The following is a 23,363-nucleotide window of genomic DNA, read 5'->3' on the forward strand; positions in this document are numbered from 1 at the left end:
AGGCCGTCATTGCGCGGGTTGACTCCGCCTAACCACGCCATTACCCGTACGGTGGGGCAAGACTATACCACCTCCGTTCAGCGCTCACAAATGGCGGCGTGTTAATTCACGCTGACACGAGCGGCCGCAAAGCGCGGCAGTAAGGATTGCGCCGCTGCCCGAGCTTCGCAGTCAATGGCAATCACCGCATCGACGCTCTGCGGCTCCTGGCAGGACAAGCTCTCAAGCACCGCAATATTTAACGCGGCGATGTCAGTAAAGCGGATTTTTGACGCCAGAAACGCGGCTACCGCAATTTCATTCGCCGCATTCAACGTGGTTGTGGCGGCTTGTCCTGCTTTACTGGCATCAATCGCCAACTTGAGGCAAGGATAACGTGCGTAGTCAGGTTCAGCGAAGGTCATCGCCGACATACGTGTAAAATCAAGTGGTTGTGCACCTGAATTCACTCGTTCTGGCCAAGCCATAGCATGAGCAATTGGCGTACGCATATCCGGCGAACCAAGCTGGGCAATCACACTGCCATCACGGTAGCGAACCATTGAATGGATCACAGACTGCGGATGCAGAATCACTTCCATCTGCGCATCGGTGGCATTAAACAACCAGCGGGCTTCGATATATTCCAGGCCTTTATTCATCATGGTGGCCGAATCGACAGAAATTTTACGTCCCATCGACCAATTCGGATGCGCACACGCCTGGTCTGGCGTCATATGAGGCAATTCCACCAACGGCGTGTCACGAAAAGGGCCACCAGATCCGGTGAGAATAATGCTTTCAATGCCATTTTTCTCCAGAGAAGCGTACCCTAACTGCTGCTGGAGGGAAGCAGGCAAACTCTGAAAAATCGCGTTATGTTCGCTGTCTATTGGTAACAACTGGGCTTTAGAAGCGCTTACCGCCTCGAGAAAAAGACGGCCGCAGGTAACCAGTGATTCTTTATTCGCCAGCAGCACCTGCTTTCCAGCGCGAATAGCCGCCAGGGTAGGCAATAATCCCGCCGCGCCGACGATTGCCGCCATCACCTGGTCGACGTCATCCAGTGCCGCCAGATCGCAGGCTGCCTGCTCACCGCTCAGCACCTCGGTGGCAACATTGAGCTCTTTAAGACGTAGCCGCAGTTCCTCCGCAGCGCGCTTATCCGACATCGCGGCATATGCCGGACGGAACTCCAGGCATTGCCCGGTCATCAGTTCAACGTTGCGCCCGGCAACCAATGCCTTGACGGCAAAGCGCTGCGGGTTGGCGCGTATCACGGCCAGCGTGCTGGTGCCGATAGATCCCGTCGAACCGAGGATGGTCAGTTGCTTCATGCGTTTGCTCAGTATGATGACCCGGCACAACCACCGCTCATCAAGCGTGACGGGTAGCTGCCGGGCAAGTTAACAAATGCAAAACGCCGCCAGACTGCCCTTCATCTGAACGGTAGTCTGTACGGCGTTTAAGCGGAGAGTGACGAACTCAGAAGTCCATCAGCTCCGTTTCTTTATCTGCCAGGGAGGCATCCACTTTTTTAATAAAGGTATCGGTCATTTTCTGCACATCTTCCTGTGCGCGACGGTCGTCGTCTTCACCGATCTCTTTATCTTTCAGCAGTGCTTTCAGCTTATCGTTAGCATCACGGCGTACGTTACGCACGGAAACACGACCCTGCTCAGCTTCGCCGCGCACCACTTTAATCAGATCTTTACGACGTTCTTCGGTCAACGCTGGCAGCGGGACACGAATATCGCTACCTGCTGAACTTGGGTTCAGTCCGAGGTCAGATGTCATAATCGCTTTCTCAACGGCAGCACCGATTGAGCGATCGAAAACGTTGATTTTCAGCGTGCGCGAGTCTTCTACGGTGACGCTGGCCAGCTGGCGCAGTGGCGTAGGAGAACCGTAGTAATCAACCATGATACCGTCGAGAATACTCGGCGAGGCACGGCCAGTACGAATCTTGCTGATGTGGTTTTTGAATGCTTCTACGCATTTTTCCATGCGCGTTTCTGCATCTTTTTTGATGTCGTTAATCACGTTAAAACCCTTGGATTCTGTTTGATCCACCAGCCTCTGCCGGGCAGAAGCCGTTCAAATGCCCATTACTCTTAGATAATTCTGACAGGCAGAATATACCTTATTCTAACCGCAGACTGATATTAATGCGCGATCAGCGTGCCTTCTTTTTCGCCCATCACCACGCGGCGCAGTGCGCCTGGCTTGTTCATATTGAACACACGGATAGGCAGTGAATGGTCGCGGGCCAGAGTAAATGCCGCCAGATCCATCACTTTTAACTCTTTATCCAGCACTTCGGCGTAGGTCAGACGCTCGTGCAGGACAGCATCCGGGTTGCTCACCGGATCGGCAGAGTAGACGCCGTCTACTTTGGTGGCCTTCAGTACCACGTCGGCTTCGATTTCGATGCCGCGCAGGCAGGCTGCGGAGTCAGTGGTAAAGAACGGGTTGCCGGTACCGGCAGAAAAAATAACGACGCGGTTATTACGCAGCAGGCTGATCGCCTCTGCCCAGCTGTAGTTGTCGCAAACGCCGTTAAGTGGGATAGCGGACATCAGGCGGGCGTTGACATAGGCACGATGCAGCGCATCACGCATGGCCAGACCGTTCATCACCGTTGCCAGCATCCCCATATGGTCACCGACAACGCGATTCATACCAGCCTGCGCGAGACCAGCGCCACGGAACAGATTACCACCACCGATCACCACACCCACCTGAATGCCCAGCTCTACCAGCTCTTTCACTTCCTGAGCCATACGATCCAGCACGCTGGCATCGATACCGAAGCCTTCAGCACCTTGCAGTGCTTCACCGCTTAGTTTCAGCAGGATACGTTGATATACGGGTTTTGCATTGGTCGCCATGGTTATTTTCCTGGAAGATATCGTCGAAAAGGGGTGTTAACTGCGTGCGGTATCATCCTAAAAGCAACAAAGAAATACTATTGGGATGAGACTGAAAATGCGCTGCCGGAAGCAGGCAAAAAAGAACCGCCGTTTGGCGGTTCTTGTCAGACCATTAAGACTGCTTAGACATGGCCGCGACTTCTGCCGCGAAATCTGTCTCAGCTTTCTCAATGCCTTCGCCCACTTCAAAGCGGATGAAGCTAGTCACGTCTGCGTTTTTCTCTTTCAGCAGCTGGCCCACGGTCTTGCTTGGGTCGATGACGAAAGGCTGACCGGTCAGAGAGACTTCGCCGGTGAATTTCTTCATGCGGCCTTCAACCATTTTCTCAGCGATTTCTTTTGGCTTGCCGGACTGCATGGCGATGTCCAGCTGAACCTGGTACTCTTTGTCTACCACTTCAGCAGACACGTCTTCTGGCTTAACGAATTCTGGCTTGCTTGCTGCTACGTGCATAGCCAGCTGCTTAACCAGCTCTTCATCTGCCGCAGTCGCGGAGATCAGAACGCCGATACGCGCGCCGTGCAGGTAGCTGCCCAGCACGTCGCCTTCCAGGGAAGCCACGCGGCGAATGTTGATGTTCTCACCAATTTTCGCTACCAGCGCAACGCGCTCTTCTTCGAACTGCGCTTTCAGCACGTCAACATCAGTGATTTTACCGGCAAAAGCCGCATCCAGCACTTTATCAGCGAACGCCTGGAAACCGGCATCTTTCGCCACGAAGTCAGTCTGGCAGTTCACTTCCAGAATCACGCCGTAGTGGCCTTCGATACGGGTTTTGATCACGCCGTCAGCAGCAACGTTGCCTGCTTTTTTCGCCGCTTTGATCGCGCCAGATTTACGCATGTTCTCGATTGCCAGCTCGATGTCGCCATTGGCTTCGGTCAGTGCTTTCTTACAATCCATCATGCCTGCGCCAGTACGCTCACGCAGTTCTTTTACCAGAGCAGCGGTAATGTCAGCCATTCTCTAATCCTCGGTTAGCTTGCATCTGTCAGCAATGCCCGCAGGCCTTCACCACAAATGCTGGTCTCGGGAGAAACATTCTGCCCCGCCGATTGTGACAACCGGCAAAGCGAAGTCAAAAAAATAAAGGGGCCAATTCAGGCCCCTTCGTTACAGATTGATATCTGATTGATAAGGGGCTCTTTAACAGAGCAAGCCTTATTACTCAGCTTCAGCGAAGGTTTCTTCAGCCTGCTGAGCCAGATCCTGTGAACGACCTTCACGTACAGTGGTAGCCACTGCGGTCAGGTACAGGTTAACAGCACGGATCGCATCGTCATTACCTGGGATAATGAAGTCAACGCCGTCTGGATCAGAGTTGGTATCAACGATAGAAAACACTGGGATACCCAGGTTGTTTGCTTCTTTGATAGCGATGTGTTCGTGATCGGCATCGACAACAAACAGTGCATCTGGCAGGCCGCCCATGTCTTTGATACCACCCAGGCTGTTTTCCAGCTTGGCCAGTTCACGAGCGCGCATCAGTGCTTCTTTCTTAGTCAGTTTGTCGAAAGTGCCATCCTGAGACTGAATTTCCAGATCTTTCAGACGTTTGATTGACTGACGAACGGTTTTCCAGTTAGTCAGCATGCCACCCAACCAGCGGTGGTTAACGAAGAACTGGTCGCAGCTCAGAGCTTGCTCTTTTACCGCTTCGCTTGCAGCGCGCTTAGTACCAACAAACAGGATCTTACCTTTACGGGAAGAGATCTTGCTCAGCTCAGCCAGGGCTTCGTTGAACATTGGTACAGTTTTCTCAAGGTTGATGATGTGAACTTTGTTACGAGCACCGAAGATGAATGGCTTCATTTTCGGGTTCCAGTAACGAGTCTGGTGACCAAAGTGAACACCGGCCTGGAGCATGTCGCGCATGGAAACAGTTGCCATGATTACCTCTATAAATAGTTTGGGGTTAAGCCTCCACGTATCCCATACAACCGACCCATCGGTTCTCTCGAACCAGCAAGGCACCCCGGCGTAGGTGTCGATACGTGTGTGTTATTTACACATAGTGAGATTTATGCGTTTCTTTGCAACAATGAAATTCAACGTACAAAGAATCGTCGGCGCGCTTTATACCACAAAGTCGACATTGAAGCCAACTGTTGTTGCTTTTGCCGTCCGTCGTTTCGTGCCGGGCAGCTCAGAGATCAAACTCCAATTGGCAGCGTCCTGGTGGGCTGCTACCATTGCCCTACTCTCATTATTATTGTCGAAAATGACGACAAATGCGGACCAAATGAATGGCAATTTCAATAAAAACCCCTGAAGAGATCGAAAAAATGCGTGTGGCCGGTCGCCTGGCCGCAGAAGTTCTGGAAATGATTGCAGAACACGTGGTTCCCGGCGTCAGCACCGCTGAACTGGACCGCCTTTGTGACGATCATATTGTCAACAAGCAGCACGCAGTTTCCGCCTGCCTCGGCTATCACGGCTTCCCTAAATCCGTGTGCATTTCAGTCAACGAGGTGGTGTGCCACGGCATCCCGAGCGACGATAAAATTCTCAAGGATGGTGATATCGTCAACATCGACGTCACGGTCATTAAAGATGAATATCATGGCGACACCTCCACCATGTTTATCGTCGGCAAGCCGACTATTCAGGGCGAGCGCCTGTGCCGTGTCACGCAAGAAAGCCTGTATCTCGCGTTGCGCATGGTGAAGCCAGGCATCCGCCTGCGCACCCTCGGCCGCGAGATCCAGAAGTTTGTCGAAGCCCAGGACTTCTCGGTAGTGCGCGAGTACTGCGGCCACGGCATTGGCAAGGGCTTCCATGAAGAACCTCAGGTACTGCACTACGATGCTGATGATGGCGGCGTGGTGTTACAGCCGGGCATGGCATTTACCATTGAACCTATGGTCAATGCAGGCGACTACCGCATCCGCAGCATGAAAGATGGCTGGACGGTAAAAACCAAAGATCGTAGCCTGTCTGCACAGTATGAACACACGATTGTGGTGACTGAAAACGGCTGTGAAATCATGACACTGCGTAAAGATGACACCATCCCGGCGGTTCTGACGCACGAAAGCTAACATCCCGCAGGTGGCCAGACAGGGCCGCGTGACATGTTCAGCAATCTTAAGCCGGCCGCCGCCGGCTTTTTTTATCTCTTCGGAGCGGTGAAATGAATAAAGAAGTGACGGAAGTCAGCATCCTGAAGAAACTCACCAAAGCCCCGCGACGCTGGGAAGATGCGGAGTTGAACCGCGATACGCTGCGGCATCATCTTGATACTTTCCAGCAGCATCTCGCCACCGCCTTTGACGCCGGACAGGATGCGGAAAGCCTGATCGCTGCGCGTACTCTGTTTATTGACCGACTGCTGCGCCGCCTGTGGCGTTTTTTTGCCTTTCCTGAAAAAGAGGGCATAGCCCTGGTGGCGGTCGGCGGCTACGGTCGTGGTGAACTGCATCCGCTGTCCGACATTGATATTTTGATCCTCAGCCGCCAGCCCCTTTCCGACAGTGACGCCCAGCGAGCCGGTGAACTGTTGACGTTGATGTGGGATTTAAAGCTGGAGGTGGGCCATAGCGTGCGTACTCTGGAAGAGTGCCTGCTTGAAGGGCTTTCCGACCTCACCGTTGCCACTAATTTGGTCGAGTCACGTATGCTGACCGGCGATTTGGCGCTGTTCCTCGAAATGCAGAAAAACGTATTTAGCGACGGATTCTGGCCATCTGACCGCTTTTTCTCGGCGAAAATCGCTGAACAGCAGGAGCGTCACCAGCGTTACCACGGCACCAGCTACAATCTGGAGCCAGATATTAAAAGCAGCCCCGGCGGCCTGCGCGATATCCACACTCTGCTTTGGGTCGCCCGTCGCCACTTCGGTGCGACCTCGATGACCGAGATGGTCGGCTTTGGTTTTCTCACTGAAGCGGAACGCAACGAGCTGAACGAGTGCCAGAGCTTCCTGTGGCGCATCCGTTTTGCGCTCCATCTCTCCCTGACCCGTTATGACAACCGCCTGCTGTTCGACCGACAGCTCAGCGTTGCTCAGCGCCTGAACTATCAGGGCGAGGGGAATGAGCCGGTGGAACGCATGATGAAGGATTTCTTCCGCGTGACGCACCGCGTTGGCGAACTGAATCAGATGCTGTTACAGCTGTTTGACGAGGCGATTCTGGCACTTGGCGCTGACGAGAAGCCGCGTCCGCTGGATGACGAATTTCAGCTACGCGGCACGCTGATCGACCTGCAAGACGCAACGCTATTTGTCCGCCAGCCGGAAGCGATCATGCGGATGTTTTATGCTATGGCGCGCACGCCGAATATCACCGGTATCTACTCCACCACCCTGCGCCATCTGCGCCATGCACGCCGCCATCTGAAACAGCCGTTGTGTACGATTCCTGAAGCTCGCAAGCTGTTTATGGCGATTCTGCGTCATCCGAGAGCCGTCAGTCAGGCGCTGGTGCCCATGCACCGGCACAGCGTGCTTTCGGCCTATATGCCGCAATGGAGCAGTATCGTCGGCCAGATGCAGTTTGACCTGTTCCATGCTTATACCGTGGATGAACACACTATCCGCGTATTGCAGAAGCTGGAAAGCTTCGCCGATGAAAGCGTGCGTCCACGTCACCCTCTTTGCGTAGAGCTGTGGCCACGCCTGCCCCAGCCGGAGCTGCTGCTGATGGCAGCACTGTTCCATGACATCGCCAAAGGACGCGGAGGCGATCACTCAATCCTCGGCGCACAGGACGCACTTGAATTTGCCGACATGCACGGCCTGAATTCGCGCGAAACGCAGCTGGTTGCCTGGCTGGTGCGCCACCATCTGCTGATGTCGGTGACCGCGCAGCGCCGCGATATCCAGGACCCCGGCGAAATCCAGCAGTTCGCCGAAGTGATGCAAAATGAGAACCGCCTGCGCCATCTGGTCTGCCTGACGGTGGCGGATATTTGCGCAACCAATGAGACCCTGTGGAATAGCTGGAAACAGAGTCTGTTACGGGAGCTATTCTTTGCCACCGAGAAACAGCTGCGCCGTGGTATGGAAAACAGCCCGGATCTGCGTGAGCGTGTGCGCCATCATCGCCTACAGGCGCTGGCATTGCTGCGGATGGATAATATCGATGAAGAGGCGCTGCACCAAATCTGGGGGCGCTGCCGCGCCGACTATTTCCTGCGCCACACGCCTAACCAACTCGCCTGGCATGCTCGCCATCTGGTGGTTCACGATCTTAGCAAGCCGCTGATCCTTGTCAGTCCGCAGGCAACGCGCGGCGGCACCGAAATTTTTATCTGGAGTCCGGACAGGCCGTATCTGTTTGCCGCCGTCGCCGGAGAGCTGGAGCGGCGTAACCTCAGTGTTCATGACGCGCAGATTTTTACCAGCCGCGATGGTATGGCAATGGACACCTTTATCGTACTGGAACCAGACGGCAGCCCGCTGGCGACCGATCGCCATGAGATAACCCGCCAGGCGCTGGAGCAGGTCATTTTTCAGCCCAACTGGCAGCCCCTGCGCAACCGCCGTCAGTCTGCACGTCTCAAGCACTTTAACGTGGAAACCTCGGTGAACTTTCTCCCCACCCACACCGACAGGCGGACCTATCTGGAGCTTGTGGCGCTCGATCGCCCCGGTTTACTGGCTCGCGTGGGTGAAGTCTTCGCCGATTTAGGCGTGTCACTGCATGGCGCACGCATCAGCACCATCGGCGAACGTGTCGAGGACTTGTTTATTCTCGCCGACAGCGAACGGCACGCGCTAAACACAGAATTGCGCGAAGTACTGCAACAACGGTTGACAGAGGCCCTGAATCCAAACGATAAAGTGTGACCCGATTCAATTTTTAACAGCGCCACCCCGCTCCCGCTCCGGTGGGAACGTTTTTTCAACAGCGGTTGGCAAAAACCAGGAAGAGACTAACTATGCAACAGTTACAGAATGTTATTGAAGCGGCCTTCGAGCGCCGGGCTGATATTACCCCGGCCAACGCCGATACGGCGACCCGTGAAGCGGTCAGTCAGGCTATCGCCCTGCTGGACAGCGGCGCTCTGCGCGTCGCCGAGAAGATCGACGGTCAGTGGATCACCCACCAGTGGCTGAAGAAAGCGGTTCTGCTCTCTTTCCGCATCAATGACAATCAGGTAATTGAGGGTGCAGAGAGTCGTTTTTACGACAAGGTACCGATGAAATTTGCCGACTACGATGAAGCACGCTTCAAAAAAGAAGGCTTCCGTGTGGTGCCACCAGCAGCAGTGCGTCAGGGATCGTTTATTGCCCGCAATACCGTACTGATGCCCTCTTATGTCAACATTGGCGCTTACGTCGATGAAGGTTCAATGGTCGATACCTGGGCCACCGTGGGTTCCTGTGCGCAGATTGGTAAGAACGTACACCTGTCAGGCGGCGTCGGCATTGGTGGCGTGCTGGAGCCATTACAGGCGAATCCCACCATTATTGAAGATAACTGCTTTATCGGCGCACGCTCTGAAATCGTAGAAGGCGTCATCGTGGAAGAAGGTTCAGTGATCTCCATGGGCGTCTATATCGGTCAGAGCACTAAAATCTACGATCGCGAAACCGGCGAAGTGCATTACGGCCGCGTTCCGGCGGGTTCGGTCGTGGTGTCCGGCAACCTGCCGTCAAAAGACGGCAGCTACAGCCTGTACTGCGCCGTGATCGTGAAAAAAGTGGACGCTAAAACCTTGGGCAAAACCGGCATCAACGAACTGCTGCGCACTATCGACTAATCTCGTCTGCGGGCTGCTGTGGCGGCCCGCACTCTCCCGTAACGTTAACTTTACAAACCCGCAGATAGCAACCTTTTCCATACCGCGCAGCAAGTGATGCTATTGAGCACAATTTGAGCCATAATCCGCGCCGTTCAGCGCAATGACGCTCTTCCCCCGATTCATTTTCTTCATTTTGCACATATACTCACCAGAGTACGGGACGAGCGGACTGAGCAAAGAGAGGGTGTACAGCGCACATCAGCCGGAACGTCCAGACAGGTACGTATGGACAGCCCGCTGCACAAACCCGTATTTGCGACGCGCAGCCGAAAAGACAATCTCCCGCATAAGGATCACAACCATGTATGACAATTTGAAAGGATTGGGCATTGCTTCACCAGAGGACATTGACCGCTACAGCCTGCGTCAGGAAGCCAACAATGACATCCTGAAAATCTATTTCCGCAAGGATAAAGGCGAATTTTTTGCCAAAAGCGTGAAGTTCAAATACCCACGCCAGCGTAAAACCGTGGTAGCGGATAACGCCAGTCAGGGCTACAAAGAGGTGCAGGAAATCAGCCCTAACCTGCGCTATGTGATTGATGAACTTGATCAGATTTGTCAGCAGGATCGCATCGAAGTCGATCTGAAGCGCAAAATACTGGATGACTTGCGTCATCTGGAAAGCGTGGTATCCAACAAGATCACAGAAATTGAATCCGATCTGGAAAAACTGACCCGCAACGGGCGTTAATTCAGACCAAAAAAACGGTGCCAGGCGGCACCGTTTTGTTATCTGTCATCTATAACCAACACATAACGAATTTTTAGCCGCGACGATTACTGCGTCAGCAGATAGATCGAGCTGTCCCCGCGCTTGATACTCAGTGCCAGTACCGACGGTTTACTGTCGAGAATTTTTCGCAGTTCACCCAGATTAACCACCGGCTGCTGGTTAACCCCAAGAATAATATCATCTTTCCTCAGGCCGATGCGCGCGGCGGCAGAGCCCGGTTTCAGGTCGTCAACCTTAACGCCCTTCACCCCTTTGACATCGTAATTGCTGAGGTCGGCCCCTTCGATACCGGTATAGATGGTGGCGGAATCGACCTTCGCCGCGCTGCTCTGTTGCAGCGCCAGATTAACCGTAATCGGCTTACCGTCGCGGATCAGGCCCAGCTCCATTTTGGTACCTACCGGCAGCGAACCCACCTGAGCACGCAGGGCAGCAAAGCTGGAGATCGGCTTGTTATTGATTGAGACGATCACGTCACCCGCCTGAATGCCGGCCTGGGCCGCTGAAGACTTAGGCAACACCTGGCTGACAAACGCACCGCGCTGCGCATCAACTTTCATCGCTTTCGCCAGCTCGGAGTTCAGTTCGGTGCCGATGATGCCCAGCTCCCCGCGTTTGACCTGGCCGTACTCAACCATCTGAGCGCTCAGGTTTTTCACCATGTTCGACGGAATGGCGAAGCCAATACCGATATTCCCGCCGTCCGGTGCCAGGATCGCGGTATTGATGCCGATCAGTTCACCGTTCAGGTTGACCAGCGCACCGCCAGAGTTACCACGGTTAATCGCGGCGTCAGTCTGGATAAAGTTTTCATAGTTTTCCACATTCAGGCCACTGCGCCCCAGGGCAGAGACAATACCTGAAGTCACGGTTTCGCCAAGACCGTAAGGATTACCGATCGCGACGGTATAATCCCCTACCCGCAGATTATCGGAGTCGGCTATCTTGATGGCGGTCAGATTCTTGGCATCGATCAGCTGAATCAACGCGATATCGGAACGGGGATCTTTACCGATGACTTTCGCATCATATTTACGGCCGTCGCTCAGCTGAACCTGGATTTTTGTCGCATTATCAACAACGTGGTTGTTCGTCACCACATAGCCCTTCGTCGCGTCAATCACCACGCCGGAACCCAGCGCACGGAATTTCTGCTGCGGGCTGTCTGCGCCATCGTTACCGCCGGGCAAGCCGCCCTGGCACAGCGGGGAGCCGAAGAAGGGTGAGCCTTCCTGGCAGAACGGTGAATTACCACCAAAGAACTGTTGGAACTGCTGGAACTGTTGCGACTGCTGCGATTTACGCGGCGTGGCGCCCTCAACGTTGATACTGACCACTGAAGGCATCACCGTTTCCAGCATCGGAGCCAGACTGGGTAATTGTTGCGTCGTCGCGGGAGAGGAAGAGGCGGTTTCAGCCGCGATGGACGTTAAAGGGTTTAACGCCAGACCCAGGCTTAAAGCCAGCGCACTCAATACTAACGTATTCTTTTTCATTAGGCGGATTCTCGAGTAATTAGATGAAGTAACCATCAGGTCGGTTATGCATAATGAGATTGATATATACGCGCTAAGTTCATGTTTCAAGATGAAGAATAAGTAAAAAAATATTGTTCTTCTTTACAAAAGTTAGCGCTTCACCCCTTACTCAACCGCCATCAGGCGCCGATACTCATCCCAGGCATACAAATCTGTCATACCGCTAATGTAATCCTGCAACAGGCGTACGCGATAATAATATTCCCAGATTTCCTCTTCCTGTGGACTTTTATCCAATTGCTTCACGGCTTCGCTGTAAGCCAGACGAAAACGGCTGGAGAGTTTATGAAAAAGTCGTGTTTCAATGGGATAGCCTTTTAAATAATCCTTTTCAGTCAGTTCACTGAACTCTTCACGCGTCAAGAGTAATAACGGACGATAAATATCTAACAGACCACGGATCACCCGATAACCCTGTAATTCCAGCTGTTCGACGTCAGGATGGTTAAATACATGCCGGAAAGCGACTTTTTTGAAAATATCCAGCAGCTGGCTGTGGGGGCTGCCATCTTCCAGCAGCGCTTCGTTAAAGTCCCCGCGATAAACGGCAGGCAAATTATCAATAAAACGACTGGCGGCATGCGGTACCAGTTGTGCCACGGTGTTGACGCGTAAATACATAAAGAACTGGTCTTCACTGTAGCAATGCGTCTGCTCACTGCGTGATTTATCCAGCGCGCTGGTCACCACGGTGGCAAACAGGTCTCCCGGCTGGTGACGGGGCCAAATCTGATAAAGATAGTGATAGAGCTGTTCAACGTTGAACATATTTTTCTCCACCGCATCTTCCAGGTCAGCTACGCAATACGAGATATCGTCGGCGGCCTCCATAATATAGGTCAACGGGAAACGGCAGTGCGGCTGAATATCTAATTGCTCCCGCAGTTTAGCGATATATTCTTCTTCTGCGAGGTAGAACCCTGGCTTTTTCATTAAATAGTTATGGCTGGCGGGGAGGGGATCGGTCAGCCAGGCGGGACGGGTATATTTCAGAATACAGCCGACCTGTGCCCAGGTCAGATTCATTTTCATCAGCGTGTGCACCATGCGGATCGCCTGGGCATTCCCTTCGAAGTGCGCTAAATCCTGCCGCACCTTCGCGCGCAATACGTCCATTTCATCATGCTGATGGTGCAGAACCCGTGTGACGCAGCGGTCTTCACGTCCGCTTTCCGGCAGCCAACCCGCGTCCAGCTGCTGGCAGAACCAGTCATTGATCGCCGACTCACCAAAATGACCAAACGGGGGATTGCCAATATCGTGCATCAAACAGGCCATTTCGACGATACTTTCAAACGGGCCGGTAAGCTGCGCCAGTCCGAGGGTTTCCAGTTGCCCTGTCTCCTGCAAACGCGTCAGCACTTCTTTGGCAATATAGCGCCCGACCTGCTGCACCTCCAGCGAATGAGTCAGCCGGGTACGCACCGCCGCATTGCGCTCCAGCGGGAAAACCTGGGTTTTCTGCTGGAGGCGGCGGATGGCCGCCGAATTGATGATGCGGCCACGATCGCTCTCGAAGATACGCAAAATTTCATGCTCATCTTTCGGCCCCTGGTCAGGCCGATAGCAACGCTGCCAGTTAATTTTGTTGCGAAAGTCGATCGCGGTCATACCTTACTCCCTTTCATTTGAGGCGCGCCGATGGCCGCAGAGCAGATCTCTGTCAGGTTGCCATGATAGACTATGCGCCGAAATGAATGGCAAATTCCACTAATTCAGAGAGTATCCCTATGAAAGCAGGCATTATTGGCGCAATGGAACAGGAAGTGACGCTGCTGCGTGACAAGATTGAAAACCGTCAAACTCTGACGCTGGCAGGCTGCGAAATTTATACCGGCACCTTGAATGGCGTGGAAGTTGCCCTGCTGAAATCGGGCATCGGCAAAGTGTCTGCGGCGCTGGGCACCACTCTGCTGCTGGAGCTGTGCAAGCCGGATGTGGTGATCAACACCGGTTCAGCGGGCGGGCTGGCGGCAACGTTGAAGGTAGGCGACATTGTGGTGTCGGACGAAGTACGCTATCACGATGCCGACGTCACCGCATTTGGTTATGAAGCGGGCCAGATGGCAGGCTGCCCGGCGGCGTTCAAAGCCGACGAGAAGCTGATTACCGCAGTGGAGCAGTGTATTCACCAGCTGGGCCTGCACGCGGTGCGCGGCCTGGTAGTCAGTGGCGATGCCTTTATCAACGGCGCGGCACCGCTGGCACGCATTCGCCACACCTTCCCGCAGGCGATTGCGGTTGAAATGGAAGCAACCGCCATTGGTCATGTCTGCCACCAGTTCGGTACGCCTTTTGTCGTGGTGCGTGCTATCTCAGACGTGGCGGACAAGGAGTCGCATCTCAGCTTTGATGAGTTCCTGGCGGTGGCGGCTAAGCAGTCGTCCCTGTTGGTAGAAAACCTGCTAACCCATCTGGCACAGGGCTAAACGCCCTACCCCCGTGACTACCGTGGCTGGCTTTCGCCGCCACGGCTGGAAGCGCACTCCCCGATAAAATTGCTCAAATTACCACCAAAACTTATCAGGCAGGACTGGCTCATCTTCTTCGAAACCAGTATGATGCGAGCTGCGCAAAAAATGTACGGCCGCTACAATGTTCCGGACCGTCTGACGCGCAAAAAATCACCTTCGAAGTGATTAAAGGTTCACCATAAATAGTCGTTAACTTAACCAGGCGCAGCATAACGCGCAATTAAATACAAAGCTCAGGCTTTTTTACTATAAACACCAGGAACTCCCCGCATGAAAAATGTTTATCTGGCCCTTGGGCTGATGATGACGAGTAATGCTTTTGCAGGTTCAATGTCTGGCAGCATTGGCGTGAAAGTTGTTATCTACTCACAGTGCAGCATTAACGGGAATAATTTGCCTGCCCAGGGCGCGACCACCATTCCCTGTGCAAACGGCTCTCAAGTACAGCCTAAAGTCACGAAAAGCCTGCTGATGCGCGATGCAAAAACCGGCCGAGAAAATAACTTAGTCACCGTAGAATGGTAAAAAAAGGCTTCCTGGTTCATCACGATCAGGAAGCCTTTTTTCAATTAACATTATGCCGTACTCGTCCTACAAGCCCATAAAGAGTGAACGCTGACGCACTCAAATGCTGAACGAAGAGCCACACCCACAGGTGGTTTTGGCATTCGGATTCGTCACGATAAAACGTGAGCCCTCCAACCCTTCCGTATAATCAACCGAACCGCCCACCAGATATTGCAGGCTCATGGGGTCCACCACCAGCGCCACGCCCGATTTTTCAATGGTCATATCACCTTCGTTAACCTTATCGTCAAAGGTAAACCCATACTGAAAACCGCTACAGCCGCCGCCGGTAATATAGACACGCAGCTTCAGGTCGGGATTATTCTCGTCGGAAATCAGATTCTTAACTTTACTGGCCGCAGCATCAGTAAATTGCAGAGGCAGTGCTACATCGTCAGTCATTGCAAACTCCAGTATTCGTACAGGCCGGGTGCCTGACAGGTCATTATTCGACCATAATTGCACCCATTATCTTATAGCCAGGTACAGCAATCAAGCCTTGCCACCCCGAGTGCGCCTGCCAGATAAGACCATAGCACAGCATGACACTTCCTTCGTGGCGAAATAATTGCGACCAAATCGTGCCTGAAACGCCGGTGGCCTTTCGCCGGGCGGTGAAGTTCCCTTAGAATAGGTACGTTTTTATCACGAATTTCAGGAGCGGTTCCATGAGTAAGTCTGAAAACCTGTACGCTCAGGCGCAGCAGTTAATCCCCGGCGGCGTCAACTCGCCGGTGCGAGCCTTTAACGGCGTGGGCGGCGTGCCGCTGTTTATCGAGCGTGCCAACGGGGCTTATCTGTATGACGCAGACGGTAAAGCCTATCTTGACTACGTCGGCTCATGGGGGCCAATGGTGCTGGGCCATAACCATCCGGCCATTCGCAATGCGGTGATCGAGGCGGCCGAACGCGGTCTCAGCTTTGGCGCACCGACCGAGATGGAAGTCAAAATGGCGGCGCTGGTCACCGAACTGGTGCCAACGATGGATATGGTGCGCATGGTGAACTCCGGCACCGAAGCCACCATGAGCGCCATCCGCCTGGCGCGTGGCTTCACGCACCGCGACAAAATCATCAAGTTCGAAGGCTGCTATCACGGCCATGCCGACTGCCTGCTGGTGAAAGCCGGTTCCGGCGCGTTAACCCTCGGCCAGCCGAACTCTCCCGGTGTACCGGCGGATTTCGCCAAACATACGCTGACCTGTACCTTTAATGACCTCACTTCGGTGCGTGCCGCTTTTGAGCAATATCCGCAGGAGATCGCCTGCATTATCGTTGAGCCGGTGGCCGGGAATATGAACTGCGTGCTCCCGCTGCCGGACTTCCTGCCGGGGCTTCGCGCGCTGTGCGATGAATTTGGCGCGCTGCTGATTATCGATGAAGTGATGACCGGCTTCCGCGTGGCGCTGGCTGGCGCTCAGGCCCATTACGGCGTCGAACCGGATCTGACCTGCCTCGGCAAAATCATCGGCGGTGGGATGCCAGTGGGGGCATTTGGTGGTCGTCGCGAAGTGATGGAAGCCCTGGCTCCCGGTGGCCCGGTGTATCAGGCCGGAACGCTGTCGGGGAACCCGATTGCGATGGCAGCGGGCTTTGCCTGTCTGACCGAAGTCTCCCAGCCCGGTACGCACGCTACCCTGACCGAACTCACCAACCAGCTGGCTGATGGCCTGTTAGCGGCAGCGAAAGCAGAAAACATCCCGCTGGTGGTCAACCACGTTGGCGGCATGTTCGGACTGTTCTTCACCGAAGCAAAAAGCGTGACCAGCTATGCAGACGTCACCCGCTGTGACGTCGAGCGCTTTAAACGTTTCTTCCATCTGATGCTGGCAGAAGGCGTTTACCTCGCACCCTCGGCGTTTGAAGCTGGCTTTATGTCGCTGGCACATAGCCCGGCGGATATTCAGCACACTATTGACGCTGCCCGCCGCAGCTTTACCAAACTGTAATCTCACGGGGCGGGCGGCAACAGGCCGTTTCGCCCCGCTGCCTCATACCTTGCGTAGCAGATAGATAAAGTACGGGGCACCAATAAAGGTTGCCAGCAGCCCTGCCGGGATCTGGTCCGGGAACGACAGCATCCGTCCGCACCAGTCCGCCATCACCATCAACCCACCGCCCAATAATGCCGCCATCACCTGCTGTGGCAATGCGCGGCGGAAACCCAGCATCCGCGCCATATGGGGTGCCATCAACCCGACAAAACTTAACGGCCCGATAGTCAGGGTTGCCGCTGCCGTCAATACTGCGGCCAGCAGCAGCAAAGCCAGACGTGACGGCGTTAACGCCATCCCCACCGCGCGTGCGGTAACGCCCCCCAGCGGCAGAATAGTGAGCCAGCGACGACACAGCGGCACCAGCGCCATCAGCACCAGCGCAATCACCAGCGTACGCTGCGCCTGCGCAGCATCAATCGGGTAGGTAGAGCCAGATATCCACGTCATGATGCCCCTCATACGCGGATCGCCGCTGGCCAGCAGCAGCATCATCAGGGTACTGAATGCAGTACTGAGCGCCATTCCGGCCAACAGCATGCGCTCGGGCGAGAAACCACCGCGCCCGGCGACAATAGAAATGATCATTAGCGTTAATCCGGCCCCCAGGCTACCGGCCGGCAGCAGCCAGCCAAACGCATCACCCGGAACGATAAACAGCATGATCACCACGCCAAAAGCCGCACCGGAACTGATGCCCAGGACTTCCGGGCTGGCCATCGGGTTGCCGGTCAGACGCTGCACCACGCAGCCCGCCACGCCCAGCATCATACCGGTTGCCGGCGCGGCCGCCAGACGAGGCCCTCGCCACGGCAATAGCTGCTGCCACAGTTCACCGCTGGCCCATATCCAACCGCCGGCACTGCGCCCCAGGCTCAGCCCGACCGCTAACAGCAACAGCAGAACGCCGCCGCCCAGCAGCGCCCACCACAACACGCGCTGGCGCTCGGTCGGGATCTTGTCCCCCAGATCCAGCGCCGGAGGCTGCGCCGCGCTGCGCAGACGCGGCAACAGCCACAGCAGTAGAGGCGCGCCGATAACCGCAGTCACCGTCCCGGTAGAGATCTCCCCGATGCGATCGGTCAGCGCCAGCACTGACTGATCCGCCAGCCACAGCAGCAACGCGCCAATCAGCGGTGCGATAATCAGCCGACTAGCCAGACGACGAAAGCCGAGCATTTTTGCCAGCAGCGGTGAAAACAGCCCGATAAAACCGATAATACCGGCGGCATTGACCAGCGCGGCACTGATTAATATCGCCAGCGCCAGCGTGGCGATACGCGTCAGCGAAATGGCCAGACCCAGATTTTTTGCCACGCCATCATCCAGCCCCATCAGAGTCATCGGGCGCAGTAACAACAGCGTCAGCAGCAGCCCGCACAGCAGATAAGGCCAGAGAAACGCAACGTTGCTCCAGTCCATCTGATTCAGCGAACCGGTGCTCCAGAGAAACATATTTTGCAGCTGATCGTGATTAAAAATGGCAACGATTTGATTGACCGCACCGCAGTACAGTGACACCACCAGCCCGGCCAGGATCAGCGTCACCGGCGACAGGCGTTTTCCCCAAGCCACGCCAAATACAATCACCCCGACCAGCACCGCGCCGATCGGCGCCGCCAGCGGCTGCGGCACCACATTTGCGGCAGCCCCCCACAGAGTCACCACCGTCACCCCAAGCTGAGCGCCGCTGGCAACGCCAAGCGTTGCTGGCTCGGCCAGCGGATTGCGCAATACCTGTTGGAACAGCAGTCCTGCCAGCCCGAGGCCCGCACCGACTAACAGCGCCAGCGACAGGCGCGGCAGCAGGCTATAGTGAAACACCATCTGAGCAATATTGTTGATATCGGGCGCACTGAGCGCGCTAAACCACTGTTTGACGGGCAGATGTTGTTGCAGATTAAACAGGGTTAACGCCAGCGCCACGACAAACAGCAGCGGCAGCAGCAATAGCGATAAACGAGACTGACGCATCATTTCTCCCCCAGCTCGCGGTCAAGGCAGTGGATAAACTGCATCGCCGATAGCGTGGCACCATAGAACCAGACGCGCGGCACCTGTCGGAAGCGCCGTTCACGCACAAACGGCATTGACTGCCATAGCGGACTGGCGGTGACCTGCTGCATCAAATTCTCATTGCCGTGTTCGAAGCAGATAGCCTCGACATTATGCATATTTGCCAACCTTTCAATGCCGATCACCGCGCTGCCCCAAAAGGTTTTTTCGCCCTGCCAGGCATTTTCCAGCCCGAGATGATCCATCACTTCCTGGAACAGGCCGTTAGCGGTAAACACGATGGCGTGACGCGCATCCAGTATCGACATCAGCAGTAAGGGACGATGGGCACGGCCAGCCAGCCGTGTTTTTACCTGCTGCATCAGCGCATCAAGCTGCGCCAGGTGCGTCTGTGCCTGCGCCACGCGGTCAATACGATTTGCCAGCGCCATCAACGCATGGCGTGCGCTGGTCAACGGTTTATCGCTGCCATCGTTAAAGGTAAAGCCCATATGCGGCGCAATACGCTGTAAGCGCGCGGGAGCAGGCCCGTATCCCTGTGAATAGAGGATCAGCGATGGCTGCATCTGGGTGATCAGTTCAAGATTGGGTTCGGTACGCAGCCCGACATCCACCACCGACGGTGGCAGTTCGGGTTTCCCCACCCACAGGCGGTAGTTATGCAGTTCCGCTGCCCCCAGCGGCATGACGCCCAGCGCCATCAGCAGTTCGAGCGGTAGCCATTCCAGCGCGATAATACGCGGTGCGCTGGCAGCATGTGCAACGCCGGGAAGCCTTACCAGCAGTGGAGAAAAAGCCAGAGCCGTTAACAGACGGCGACGTGGTAAATCCGGCATTACGATATCAATCCTTAGTAAACAAAACTGACCGGAGCACCGCCCTGCGGGTGCGGTAAAATCCCCATCGGGATGCCATAAATCTGTTCCAGCACCGTAGCCTGCATAATATCTGCGGGATCGCCCTGAGCAATCACTTCCCCGGCGCGCAGCGCAACCAGGCTGTCGCAGTAGCGGGCGGCCATATTAATATCGTGCAGCACGGCGATCACCGTCAGGCCGCGTTCGCGACTGAGACGCTGGATCAGCGCCAGCACCTCAACCTGGTGAGCAATATCCAGCGCCGAGGTCGGCTCATCCAGCAGCAGACAGCGGCTATTCTGCGCCACCAGCATGGCAATCCAGGCACGCTGCCGTTCGCCGCCGGACAGGCTGTCCACCAGGCGCTGCGCAAAAGGTTTTAGCCCGACCAGCGCGATAGCCTCATCAACCCGCTGACGATCCTCCGCGCCATAGCGCCCCAACGCACCGTGCCACGGATAGCGGCCAATCGCCACCAGCTCACGCACCGTCATCCCTTCGGCGGCGGGCAGCTGCTGCGGCAAATAGGCCACTTCACGGGCAAACGCCTTGCTGTGCCATGCGCCCAGCGGCTGCTGATTAAGCAACACCTGCCCCGCCGTGGCGCTATGATGGCGGCCCAGCATTTTCAGCAGGGTCGATTTCCCAGAGCCGTTATGGCCGATCAGCCCACAGACTTTTCCGGCCGGAAAGGCCAGCGACAGCGGCTGTAGCAGGGTTCTGCCCGGAACGCTAAAACTGACGTTATCCAGGGTAAAAGAGGTTTCGCTTGCGTGCGGTTGATACATGGTTTTCTTCTGCCAGGCGGGCGCGGCGAACCGCACCCGGTTTGAGAGTTAGAAACGGAAGGTCGCCGTGCCAACAATTTGGCGCTCGGCACCCCAGTAGCAGGCGTAATCACGGTAACAGCTGGCGACATATTGACGATCAAACAGGTTGTTTACGTTGACACCGACTGACGAACCTGGCATGCCGAAACGTCCTAAATCATATTTAATGGCCGCATCAACGATGGAGTAGCTGGCCACGCTAAAATTCTGATTGTTAAGCTCGGTGGTGGTGTACTGTCCCACGCTGTTGCCAACATAACGTATTCCGCTGCCGATAGTCAGGCCGCTCAATGCGGTTTCGTTGAAAGTGTAGTCCCCCCACAGAGAAGCCATATTTCTTGGTACCTGTACCGGCCGTTGTCCCTTCAACTCGCTATCTTCAGTGTATTTCGCATCGGTAAAGGTGTAAGACGCCGTCAGGTTGATATTGGCATTCACCGCTGCTTTCGCTTCCAGTTCCACGCCTCGTGAACGAATTTCGCCGCCCTGGATACTGTAGAATGCGTGCTCAGGATCGGCCGTCAGATTCTTAGTTTTGGTAAGCTGATAAACTGCGGCGGTCATCACCAATGGGCGATCTTTTGGTGCGAACTTCACTCCGGCTTCATATTGTTTGGCACGGGAAGGCTCAAATGCCATTGCACCATAAGCGGCTCCGGCGGTCGGAATAAATGATTCACTGTAACTGGCGTATGGCGCAATACCTTTATCGAATACATAGTTTATGCCGCCACGCCAGGTAAAGGCCTGATCGTTTCGCTTATCCAACGCGTTGCTGCCTGCGGAAGCATTACGATTATAAACCGAGGTCATCGCGTAATCATAACGGCCACCCAGGGTAAATACCCAACGATCCCACGCCATCTGATCCTGCGCATACAGGCCAGTCTGCTGCTGTTTATCCATAGCACTGTTCGCATAGTTTGTTTCCATTGCGTCAGTGTTGTACTGCGGATCCAACAGATTCAGCGAACTACCCAATAGATAGCCGAAGTTGGCGTTGATGTCGTTGCGAGTACGCTGATAGTCAACTCCCAATAACAACGTGTGGCCCATATCTCCAGTCGCGAATGTAGCCTGCGCCTGGGTGTCCACGGCGAACGTTGTCAGCTCTTCTTTAGATAAGGCCGTTGATCTTTGTAAGGTGGTAGTGCCGGGAATAATCCCATAACCGTAAATGCTGCGGTAGTCGGTATTCAGTTTGGCGAAACGCAGATTCTGACGCACGGTCCATGTATCGTTGAACTCATGATCGAAGCTGTACCCTATCATCTGCTGTTTACGGGAAATCTTGTTTTTACCATCGCCCTCGTCAAAATCGGTCGGTAACTTGTGCTGATTGCCATTCGTATCTACCAGCGGAACGACGGTGCCTTCACGCGGCAACCAGCCGTAATAGCCGGTCTCTGGCTGATTCTGGAAATAGCTCAGGAAAGTGAAGTTAGTTTTTTCATCGGGCTGCCAGCTAAAGGAAGGGGCGATGGTGTAGCGCTTCTCTTTATTCATCTGCTGCTGGGCGTCCGCGCTGCGTGCCAGCCCCGTCAGACGGTAAGAGAACTCCCCGCTATCATCCAGCGCACCACCGAAATCAAACCCGGTGGAAAACAGATTGTCGGTCCCCATCTTAAACTGCACTTCACGCAGGGTCTCCGTCGTCGGGCGCTTGCTGACCATCGCCAGCACGCCGCCGGGATTACTCTTTCCATACAGTACCGATACCGGGCCGCGCAGCAGTTCTGCACGCTCCAGGAAATAAGGATCCATATTGAATTCTGAATAGAAATCTGCCGGTAACTTGAGCCCGTCAAGATACTGGTTGGTATTGGTTTCGCTAAAGCCACGGATCGACAGAGCGTCAATCACGTTAGATGCTCCACGGTTACCAACCATGACTCCGGTGGTATAGCCCAGCGCCTCTTTCACTGACGCAGGCTGATGAATATCCATCTCCTGGCGCGTGACCACAGAAACCGACTGCGGATTTTTCTCAATCGGCGTATCCGTTTTAGTGCCGGTTGCGCTGCGTTTAGCCGCAACGGTCGCTGACGGCCCCCAGGCGCTTTCCGCAGACTCGCTGCTGGCGCTGGCATTGACGGACATCGTTTGCTCAGCGGCAACGGCAGATCCGCTGGCCAAAGAGAGAGCAATCAGAAGCGATAGCTTGCCTCTGACTGGGTTAACTGATGAAACACGGGGAGATATTGTGCGCGTACTGGCCATGATCTTTCTCTGGTAAAAGAATTGTTGAATGGGAAACGAAACGATAATTATTCTTATAACGCCGGGATAATATGCGAAACAAAGCGCGATCTGCAAGGAAAAAGCCTTAGCAGGTATAGCCTGCTGCTGGCAGATTGTTGCTGATCGGATCAAACACGATCCTGCCCTGTTTTCCGGGTCATTGCAGGCAATGGCAAAAACGCAGCGGCGCGTTACCGTCGGCTACCGCCCGAAAGGCGGCGAACGCGACACGCCACAGGTCAGTATTGCGGGCAAGTGGCTGGCGGAAGCGGGATTTTCCGTGGGAACCGGCGTGAGCCTGGCGGTGCTGGACGGCTGTCTGCGGATGATCCCCGACAGCCGCGAAGAGATGCGGCTGCGGGCAATGGAGCAGCAGCTGAAGGTGCAGCAGCAGGAGCTGGAGCAGGCTAAACGGCGGATGATCGCCATGCTGGCGTGAAGGGCGGC

General features: G+C 55.0%; 21 protein-coding genes. 9 read left to right on the forward strand and 12 right to left on the reverse strand.

The window, feature by feature from the left end:
• Positions 1-101: 101 nt before the first annotated feature.
• From ispC to rpsB, 5 genes are all read right to left on the reverse strand, one after another.
• The gene (ispC, locus tag EPIR_RS13220; RefSeq protein WP_023655944.1) at positions 102-1,316 is read right to left on the reverse strand and encodes a 1-deoxy-D-xylulose-5-phosphate reductoisomerase; all 1,215 of its coding nucleotides are present in this window, start codon (positions 1,314-1,316) and stop codon (positions 102-104) included.
• A gap of 148 nt (positions 1,317-1,464) precedes the next feature.
• Positions 1,465-2,022 carry a ribosome recycling factor gene (gene frr, locus EPIR_RS13225; protein ID WP_023655945.1) on the reverse strand — a complete coding sequence of 186 codons (558 nt, stop codon included), beginning with the start codon at positions 2,020-2,022 and terminating at the stop codon, positions 1,465-1,467.
• 122 nt (positions 2,023-2,144) lie between these two features.
• Positions 2,145-2,870, reverse strand: a complete 726-nt coding sequence (pyrH, locus tag EPIR_RS13230) for a UMP kinase (RefSeq protein ID WP_012440640.1) — start codon at positions 2,868-2,870, stop codon at positions 2,145-2,147.
• Between the two features lie 154 nt (positions 2,871-3,024).
• Positions 3,025-3,876, reverse strand: a complete 852-nt coding sequence (gene tsf, locus EPIR_RS13235) for a translation elongation factor Ts (protein ID WP_023655946.1) — start codon at positions 3,874-3,876, stop codon at positions 3,025-3,027.
• A 201-nt stretch (positions 3,877-4,077) separates the two neighbouring features.
• Positions 4,078-4,803, reverse strand: coding sequence for a 30S ribosomal protein S2 (rpsB, locus tag EPIR_RS13240; RefSeq protein WP_023655948.1), 726 nt, complete (start codon positions 4,801-4,803; stop codon positions 4,078-4,080).
• A gap of 133 nt (positions 4,804-4,936) precedes the next feature.
• On the opposite strand from rpsB, the gene EPIR_RS18760 reads away from it, so the two are divergent.
• From EPIR_RS18760 to EPIR_RS13260, 5 genes are all read left to right on the forward strand, one after another.
• On the forward strand, positions 4,937-5,185 hold the full coding sequence (locus EPIR_RS18760; protein WP_157037532.1) for a hypothetical protein: 249 nt from the start codon (positions 4,937-4,939) through the stop codon (positions 5,183-5,185).
• The gene (map, locus tag EPIR_RS13245) at positions 5,160-5,954 is read left to right on the forward strand and encodes a type I methionyl aminopeptidase (protein ID WP_023655949.1); all 795 of its coding nucleotides are present in this window, start codon (positions 5,160-5,162) and stop codon (positions 5,952-5,954) included. The genes EPIR_RS18760 and map overlap by 26 nt, the downstream gene beginning before the upstream one ends.
• Positions 5,955-6,046: 92 nt before the next feature.
• Positions 6,047-8,704, forward strand: coding sequence for a bifunctional uridylyltransferase/uridylyl-removing protein GlnD (gene glnD, locus EPIR_RS13250; protein WP_023655950.1), 2,658 nt, complete (start codon positions 6,047-6,049; stop codon positions 8,702-8,704).
• Positions 8,705-8,796: 92 nt separating this feature from the next.
• The gene (gene dapD, locus EPIR_RS13255) at positions 8,797-9,621 is read left to right on the forward strand and encodes a 2,3,4,5-tetrahydropyridine-2,6-dicarboxylate N-succinyltransferase (RefSeq protein WP_023655951.1); all 825 of its coding nucleotides are present in this window, start codon (positions 8,797-8,799) and stop codon (positions 9,619-9,621) included.
• Positions 9,622-9,964: 343 nt separating this feature from the next.
• Positions 9,965-10,357 (forward strand): DUF3461 family protein, encoded by a 393-nt coding sequence (locus tag EPIR_RS13260; RefSeq protein WP_012440633.1) that lies wholly within the window; start codon positions 9,965-9,967, stop codon positions 10,355-10,357.
• 86 nt (positions 10,358-10,443) lie between these two features.
• Here EPIR_RS13260 and degP read toward each other — a convergent pair whose 3' ends face one another.
• Both degP and dgt read right to left on the reverse strand, forming a co-directional pair.
• Positions 10,444-11,895, reverse strand: coding sequence for a serine endoprotease DegP (gene degP / locus EPIR_RS13265; RefSeq protein WP_048697608.1), 1,452 nt, complete (start codon positions 11,893-11,895; stop codon positions 10,444-10,446).
• 147 nt (positions 11,896-12,042) lie between these two features.
• Positions 12,043-13,548 carry a dGTPase gene (gene dgt / locus EPIR_RS13270; protein ID WP_023655953.1) on the reverse strand — a complete coding sequence of 502 codons (1,506 nt, stop codon included), beginning with the start codon at positions 13,546-13,548 and terminating at the stop codon, positions 12,043-12,045.
• Between the two features lie 119 nt (positions 13,549-13,667).
• On the opposite strand from dgt, the gene mtnN reads away from it, so the two are divergent.
• Together mtnN and EPIR_RS13280 are read left to right on the forward strand one after the other, a co-directional pair.
• Positions 13,668-14,366, forward strand: coding sequence for a 5'-methylthioadenosine/S-adenosylhomocysteine nucleosidase (mtnN, locus tag EPIR_RS13275; RefSeq protein WP_048697611.1), 699 nt, complete (start codon positions 13,668-13,670; stop codon positions 14,364-14,366).
• A gap of 315 nt (positions 14,367-14,681) precedes the next feature.
• Positions 14,682-14,936, forward strand: a complete 255-nt coding sequence (locus tag EPIR_RS13280) for a hypothetical protein (RefSeq protein WP_023655955.1) — start codon at positions 14,682-14,684, stop codon at positions 14,934-14,936.
• 99 nt (positions 14,937-15,035) lie between these two features.
• Here the strand turns inward: EPIR_RS13280 and erpA are convergent, their stop codons facing one another.
• Complete coding sequence (gene erpA, locus EPIR_RS13285; RefSeq protein WP_012440628.1) at positions 15,036-15,380, reverse strand: iron-sulfur cluster insertion protein ErpA; 345 nt, start codon at positions 15,378-15,380, stop codon at positions 15,036-15,038.
• 266 nt (positions 15,381-15,646) lie between these two features.
• On the opposite strand from erpA, the gene hemL reads away from it, so the two are divergent.
• Entirely contained in the window at positions 15,647-16,927 is a 1,281-nt protein-coding gene (gene hemL / locus EPIR_RS13290; RefSeq protein ID WP_023655956.1) for a glutamate-1-semialdehyde 2,1-aminomutase, read from the forward strand.
• Positions 16,928-16,969: 42 nt separating this feature from the next.
• On the opposite strand, the gene fhuB is transcribed toward hemL, so the two are convergent.
• The 4 genes from fhuB to fhuA are packed head-to-tail and all read right to left on the reverse strand — an operon-like array spanning position 16,970 to position 22,895.
• The gene (gene fhuB, locus EPIR_RS13295; RefSeq protein ID WP_023655957.1) at positions 16,970-18,946 is read right to left on the reverse strand and encodes a Fe(3+)-hydroxamate ABC transporter permease FhuB; all 1,977 of its coding nucleotides are present in this window, start codon (positions 18,944-18,946) and stop codon (positions 16,970-16,972) included.
• A complete protein-coding gene (gene fhuD, locus EPIR_RS13300) occupies positions 18,946-19,824 on the reverse strand; it encodes a Fe(3+)-hydroxamate ABC transporter substrate-binding protein FhuD (RefSeq protein ID WP_023655958.1) in 879 nt (292 codons plus the stop codon). The genes fhuB and fhuD overlap by 1 nt, the downstream gene beginning before the upstream one ends.
• 14 nt (positions 19,825-19,838) lie before the next feature.
• A complete protein-coding gene (fhuC, locus tag EPIR_RS13305; protein WP_023655959.1) occupies positions 19,839-20,633 on the reverse strand; it encodes a Fe3+-hydroxamate ABC transporter ATP-binding protein FhuC in 795 nt (264 codons plus the stop codon).
• A 48-nt stretch (positions 20,634-20,681) separates the two neighbouring features.
• The gene (gene fhuA / locus EPIR_RS13310) at positions 20,682-22,895 is read right to left on the reverse strand and encodes a ferrichrome porin FhuA (RefSeq protein ID WP_023655960.1); all 2,214 of its coding nucleotides are present in this window, start codon (positions 22,893-22,895) and stop codon (positions 20,682-20,684) included.
• A 190-nt stretch (positions 22,896-23,085) separates the two neighbouring features.
• Here fhuA and EPIR_RS13315 point away from each other — a divergent pair, with 190 nt between their 5' ends.
• On the forward strand, positions 23,086-23,355 hold the full coding sequence (locus tag EPIR_RS13315) for a SymE family type I addiction module toxin (protein ID WP_023655961.1): 270 nt from the start codon (positions 23,086-23,088) through the stop codon (positions 23,353-23,355).
• The last annotated feature ends 8 nt before the right edge of the window (positions 23,356-23,363 follow it).

This window comes from Erwinia piriflorinigrans CFBP 5888 (genome assembly GCF_001050515.1).
Lineage (GTDB): Bacteria > Pseudomonadota > Gammaproteobacteria > Enterobacterales > Enterobacteriaceae > Erwinia > Erwinia piriflorinigrans.

Excerpts from the sequence above, each read along its gene's own strand:
- ispC (WP_023655944.1), bottom strand. The coding sequence starts at position 1,316 with ATGAAGCAACTGACCATCCTCGGTTCGACGGGATCTATCGGCACCAGC.
- pyrH (WP_012440640.1), bottom strand. The coding sequence starts at position 2,870 with ATGGCGACCAATGCAAAACCCGTATATCAACGTATCCTGCTGAAACTA.
- tsf (WP_023655946.1), bottom strand. The coding sequence starts at position 3,876 with ATGGCTGACATTACCGCTGCTCTGGTAAAAGAACTGCGTGAGCGTACT.
- rpsB (WP_023655948.1), bottom strand. The coding sequence starts at position 4,803 with ATGGCAACTGTTTCCATGCGCGACATGCTCCAGGCCGGTGTTCACTTT.
- EPIR_RS18760 (WP_157037532.1), top strand. The coding sequence starts at position 4,937 with ATGCGTTTCTTTGCAACAATGAAATTCAACGTACAAAGAATCGTCGGC.
- map (WP_023655949.1), top strand. The coding sequence starts at position 5,160 with ATGGCAATTTCAATAAAAACCCCTGAAGAGATCGAAAAAATGCGTGTG.
- glnD (WP_023655950.1), top strand. The coding sequence starts at position 6,047 with ATGAATAAAGAAGTGACGGAAGTCAGCATCCTGAAGAAACTCACCAAA.
- dapD (WP_023655951.1), top strand. The coding sequence starts at position 8,797 with ATGCAACAGTTACAGAATGTTATTGAAGCGGCCTTCGAGCGCCGGGCT.
- EPIR_RS13260 (WP_012440633.1), top strand. The coding sequence starts at position 9,965 with ATGTATGACAATTTGAAAGGATTGGGCATTGCTTCACCAGAGGACATT.
- degP (WP_048697608.1), bottom strand. The coding sequence starts at position 11,895 with ATGAAAAAGAATACGTTAGTATTGAGTGCGCTGGCTTTAAGCCTGGGT.
- dgt (WP_023655953.1), bottom strand. The coding sequence starts at position 13,548 with ATGACCGCGATCGACTTTCGCAACAAAATTAACTGGCAGCGTTGCTAT.
- mtnN (WP_048697611.1), top strand. The coding sequence starts at position 13,668 with ATGAAAGCAGGCATTATTGGCGCAATGGAACAGGAAGTGACGCTGCTG.
- EPIR_RS13280 (WP_023655955.1), top strand. The coding sequence starts at position 14,682 with ATGAAAAATGTTTATCTGGCCCTTGGGCTGATGATGACGAGTAATGCT.
- erpA (WP_012440628.1), bottom strand. The coding sequence starts at position 15,380 with ATGACTGACGATGTAGCACTGCCTCTGCAATTTACTGATGCTGCGGCC.
- hemL (WP_023655956.1), top strand. The coding sequence starts at position 15,647 with ATGAGTAAGTCTGAAAACCTGTACGCTCAGGCGCAGCAGTTAATCCCC.
- fhuB (WP_023655957.1), bottom strand. The coding sequence starts at position 18,946 with ATGCGTCAGTCTCGTTTATCGCTATTGCTGCTGCCGCTGCTGTTTGTC.
- fhuD (WP_023655958.1), bottom strand. The coding sequence starts at position 19,824 with ATGCCGGATTTACCACGTCGCCGTCTGTTAACGGCTCTGGCTTTTTCT.
- fhuC (WP_023655959.1), bottom strand. The coding sequence starts at position 20,633 with ATGTATCAACCGCACGCAAGCGAAACCTCTTTTACCCTGGATAACGTC.
- fhuA (WP_023655960.1), bottom strand. The coding sequence starts at position 22,895 with ATGGCCAGTACGCGCACAATATCTCCCCGTGTTTCATCAGTTAACCCA.
- EPIR_RS13315 (WP_023655961.1), top strand. The coding sequence starts at position 23,086 with ATGGCAAAAACGCAGCGGCGCGTTACCGTCGGCTACCGCCCGAAAGGC.